3 rRNA genes are annotated in these 5,413 nt (G+C 53.7%); all 3 read right to left on the bottom strand.

The features are described 5' to 3' along the window. Position 1 precedes the first annotated feature (1 nt). The 3 genes from rrf to E3T49_RS09985 all read right to left on the bottom strand — a co-directional run bounded on the left by rrf (position 2) and on the right by E3T49_RS09985 (position 5,358). Positions 2 to 118: ribosomal RNA gene (gene rrf, locus E3T49_RS09975) — 5S ribosomal RNA — on the bottom strand. 133 nt (positions 119 to 251) lie between these two features. Next, a 23S ribosomal RNA gene (locus E3T49_RS09980) occupies positions 252 to 3,381 on the bottom strand. 457 nt (positions 3,382 to 3,838) lie between these two features. Continuing rightward, a 16S ribosomal RNA gene (locus E3T49_RS09985) occupies positions 3,839 to 5,358 on the bottom strand. The 16S, 23S and 5S rRNA genes sit together here, the layout of an rRNA operon. Between the last annotated feature and the right edge of the window lie 55 nt (positions 5,359 to 5,413).

Below are 5,413 nucleotides of genomic sequence, written 5' to 3' on the forward strand. Positions count from 1 at the left end.
AGTCCGGCGGTGTCCTACTCTCCCACAGGGTCCCCCCTGCAGTACCATCGGCGCAGAGAGTCTTAGCTTCCGGGTTCGGAATGTGACCGGGCGTTTCCCTCTCGCTATAGCCGCCGAAACATCTTTCGATGAATCGATTCTATATTTTTCAGTTATAGAGCCCTCACACAGTTGTTGCCGGTGAGGGCGTTGTTCTCGACCGTACATCGAGAACCACATAGTGGACGCTTGCAGCTTATTCAAACTGTTGTGTTATCAAATTATTGGCTTATTAGTACCGGTCAGCTCCAAGGGTCTTTAGTCCCCTCTTCCACATCCGGCCTATCAACGCAGTAGTCTAGCTGCGAGCCTCTCCCCCGAAGGGATGGAAATCTCATCTCGAAGCCGGCTTCCCGCTTAGATGCTTTCAGCGGTTATCCGTTCCGAACGTAGCTAATCAGCGGTGCTCCTGGCGGAACAACTGACACACCAGAGGTTCGTCCATCCCGGTCCTCTCGTACTAGGGATAGATCTTCTCAAATTTCCTGCGCGCGCAGCGGATAGGGACCGAACTGTCTCACGACGTTCTAAACCCAGCTCGCGTACCGCTTTAATGGGCGAACAGCCCAACCCTTGGGACCTACTCCAGCCCCAGGATGCGACGAGCCGACATCGAGGTGCCAAACCATGCCGTCGATATGGACTCTTGGGCAAGATCAGCCTGTTATCCCCGAGGTACCTTTTATCCGTTGAGCGACAGCGCTTCCACAAGCCACTGCCGGATCACTAGTCCCGACTTTCGTCCCTGCTCGACTTGTCAGTCTCACAGTCAAGCTCCCTTGTGCACTTACACTCGACACCTGATTGCCAACCAGGTTGAGGGAACCTTTGGGCGCCTCCGTTACTTTTTAGGAGGCAACCGCCCCAGTTAAACTACCCACCAGGCACTGTCCCTGAACCGGATCACGGTTCGAAGTTAGATATCCAATATGACCAGAGTGGTATTTCAACGATGACTCCACCTGAACTAGCGTCCAAGCTTCAAAGTCTCCCACCTATCCTACACAAGCCACACCGAACACCAATACCAAGCTGTAGTAAAGGTCACGGGGTCTTTCCGTCCTGCTGCGCGTAACGAGCATCTTTACTCGTAATGCAATTTCGCCGAGTTCGCGGTTGAGACAGCTGGGAAGTCGTTACGCCATTCGTGCAGGTCGGAACTTACCCGACAAGGAATTTCGCTACCTTAGGATGGTTATAGTTACCACCGCCGTTTACTGGGGCTTAAATTCTCAGCTTCGCCTTGCGGCTAACCGTTCCTCTTAACCTTCCAGCACCGGGCAGGCGTCAGTCCGTATACATCGTCTTGCGACTTGGCACGGACCTGTGTTTTTAGTAAACAGTCGCTTCCCACTGGTCTCTGCGGCCTTCGAACGCTCCAGGAGTAAATCCCTTCACGCCTCAGGCCCCCCTTCTCCCGAAGTTACGGGGGCATTTTGCCGAGTTCCTTAACCACGATTCTCTCGATCTCCTTAGTATTCTCTACCTGATCACCTGAGTCGGTTTGGGGTACGGGTGACTAAAACCTCGCGTCGATGCTTTTCTTGGCAGCATAGGATCACTGATTTCGTCCGTGAGGACTACCCATCGGGTCTCAGCCTTATATGAGAGACGGATTTGCCTATCTCTCGGCCTACATCCTTAGACCGGGACAACCATCGCCCGGCTCAGCTACCTTCCTGCGTCACACCTGTTAATACGCTAACCGCACCAGCATAGGGTCGCACGCTAGGCCCCACGCTTCACCCCGAAGGGATCCATCTAGGGGATTCAGATGCTTAGCATTACTGGATTAGTTTGGGCGGTTTTTCGCCAGTACGGGAATATAAACCCGTTGTCCATCGACTACGCCTGTCGGCCTCGCCTTAGGTCCCGACTTACCCAGGGCGGATTAGCCTGGCCCTGGAAACCTTGATCTTTCGGAGGACGGGTTTCTCACCCGTCTTTCGCTACTCATGCCTGCATTCTCACTCGTGTAGCCTCCACGGCTGGTTTACACCGCCGCTTCGCTGGCCACACGACGCTCTCCTACCCATCAACACGGCTGAACCAACACAACAAGTGTGCGGCTTACCAAAAATATCAATGCCACAACTTCGGTGGCGTGCTTGAGCCCCGTTACATTGTCGGCGCGGAATCACTTGACCAGTGAGCTATTACGCACTCTTTCAAGGGTGGCTGCTTCTAAGCCAACCTCCTGGTTGTCTGTGCAACTCCACATCCTTTCCCACTTAGCACGCGCTTTGGGACCTTAGTTGGTGGTCTGGGTTGTTTCCCTCTCGACGATGAAGCTTATCCCCCACCGTCTCACTGCTGCGCTCTCACTTACCGGCATTCGGAGTTTGGCTGACGTCAGTAAGCTTTTAGGCCCCATCGGCCATCCAGTAGCTCTACCTCCGGCAAGAAACACGCAACGCTGCACCTAAATGCATTTCGGAGAGAACCAGCTATCACGAAGTTTGATTGGCCTTTCACCCCTATCCACAGCTCATCCCCTCCATTTTCAACTGAAGTGGGTTCGGTCCTCCACGACGTCTTACCGTCGCTTCAACCTGGCCATGGATAGATCACTTCGCTTCGGGTCTAGGACATGCGACTGAATCGCCCTATTCAGACTCGCTTTCGCTACGCATTCCCCTCTCGGGTTAAGCTCGCCACATATCACTAACTCGCAGGCTCATTCTTCAAAAGGCACGCTGTCACCAGAACAAAGCTGGCTCCAACGGTTTGTAAGCAAACGGTTTCAGGTACTATTTCACTCCCCTCCCGGGGTACTTTTCACCTTTCCCTCACGGTACTTGTTCACTATCGGTCATGTAGGAGTATTTAGGCTTATCAGGTGGTCCTGACGGATTCACACGGGATTTCTCGGGCCCCGTGCTACTTGGGATACTCTTCGGGCGATTGCTGCATTTCGACTACGGGGTTCGCACCCTCTATGACCAGGCTTTCAATCCTGTTCGTCTATACAACGTTCTAACCCTTACTGTTCGGCAGAAGCAGCAGAAAAGTCCCGCAACCCCGACCATGCAACGCCTGCCGGCTATCACACATGATCGGTTTAGCCTCATCCGGTTTCGCTCGCCACTACTAACGGAATCACTATTGTTTTCTCTTCCTGTGGGTACTGAGATGTTTCACTTCCCCACGTTCCCTCTACCCGCCCTATATATTCAGGCGGGAGTCACCAGGTCACTCAAAGAGGCCTGGCGGGGTTTCCCCATTCGGAAATCCTCGGATCACAGTTCGTTTATCAACTCCCCGAGGCTTATCGCAGATTACTACGTCCTTCTTCGGCTCTACATGCCAAGGCATTCACCGTTTGCTCTTAGAAATTTGAAATCACATGAGTTTGAATCGATTAAGAATCGTAAGACTCAAAAAGTCTCACGATCGAAATTGACCAATGATCTAATTGCTTAGATCTTTGTAATTTGCTGTCCGAAGACAGTCAAATTTAAGATGCTCGCGTCCACTGTGTAGTTCTCAAAGTACGGGCGGTACCCTCACCTGCCCACGATTGATGTGAACAGGGAAAGGTCCAGAGGAAAAGTCCAACCAGGGTCTCGACAAGCTCGACCACCGATTGTTCCGGTCCCTCAGGACCCAACAGCGTGCATATACGTTTCGTTCACCGACAAACCATTCCAACTCCCGAAGGAGCGTACCGGGTTCAACGGTGTTCTCAACGCATCAATGTCAATGTTCCACCCATGAGCGCCACCGGGAAACAGATGTTCCCGTAATGGCTTGGCAGTGTTACCCCGCTGTATACAGACGGCACTGCTGTGCTCCTTAGAAAGGAGGTGATCCAGCCGCACCTTCCGGTACGGCTACCTTGTTACGACTTAGTCCTAATCACCGATCCCACCTTCGACAGCTCCTCCCCTTGCGGGTTAGGCCACTGGCTTCGGGTGTTACCGACTTTCATGACTTGACGGGCGGTGTGTACAAGGCCCGGGAACGTATTCACCGCAGCGTTGCTGATCTGCGATTACTAGCGACTCCGACTTCATGAGGTCGAGTTGCAGACCTCAATCCGAACTGAGACCGGCTTTTTGGGATTCGCTCCACCTTGCGGTATTGCAGCCCTTTGTACCGGCCATTGTAGCATGCGTGAAGCCCAAGACATAAGGGGCATGATGATTTGACGTCATCCCCACCTTCCTCCGAGTTGACCCCGGCAGTATCCCATGAGTTCCCACCATTACGTGCTGGCAACATAGGACGAGGGTTGCGCTCGTTGCGGGACTTAACCCAACATCTCACGACACGAGCTGACGACAACCATGCACCACCTGTATAGAGACCTTGCGGGGCGACTGTTTCCAGACGTTTCCTCTATATGTCAAGCCTTGGTAAGGTTCTTCGCGTTGCATCGAATTAATCCGCATGCTCCGCCGCTTGTGCGGGCCCCCGTCAATTCCTTTGAGTTTTAGCCTTGCGGCCGTACTCCCCAGGCGGGGAACTTAATGCGTTAGCTGCGACACGGAGACCGTGGAATGGTCCCCACATCTAGTTCCCAACGTTTACGGCATGGACTACCAGGGTATCTAATCCTGTTCGCTCCCCATGCTTTCGCTCCTCAGCGTCAGTTACGGCCCAGAGATCTGCCTTCGCCATTGGTGTTCCTCCTGATATCTGCGCATTCCACCGCTACACCAGGAATTCCAATCTCCCCTACCGCACTCTAGTCTGCCCGTACCCACTGCAGGCCCGAGGTTGAGCCTCGGGTTTTCACAGCAGACGCGACAAACCGCCTACGAGCTCTTTACGCCCAATAATTCCGGACAACGCTTGCACCCTACGTATTACCGCGGCTGCTGGCACGTAGTTAGCCGGTGCTTTTTCTGCAGGTACCGTCACTTTCGCTTCTTCCCTACTAAAAGAGGTTTACAACCCGAAGGCCGTCGTCCCTCACGCGGCGTTGCTGCATCAGGCTTTCGCCCATTGTGCAATATTCCCCACTGCTGCCTCCCGTAGGAGTCTGGGCCGTGTCTCAGTCCCAGTGTGGCCGGTCACCCTCTCAGGCCGGCTACCCGTCGTCGCCTTGGTGAGCCATTACCTCACCAACTAGCTGATAGGCCGCGAGCTCATCCTTGACCAAAATTCTTTCCACCCCCAGAGATGCCTCCAAGGGTCGTATCCGGTATTAGACGTCGTTTCCAACGCTTATCCCAGAGTCAAGGGCAGATTGCTCACGTGTTACTCACCCGTTCGCCACTAATCAGAGAAGCAAGCTCCTCATCATCGTTCGACTTGCATGTGTTAAGCACGCCGCCAGCGTTCGTCCTGAGCCAGGATCAAACTCTCCGTAAATGTTTGATTGCACGACCCGACCCTTCGACAAGCTCAGGGACCGAGACGGCACATC

This window comes from Cryobacterium cryoconiti, assembly GCF_004403065.1.
Classification (GTDB): Bacteria; Actinomycetota; Actinomycetes; order Actinomycetales; family Microbacteriaceae; genus Cryobacterium; species Cryobacterium cryoconiti.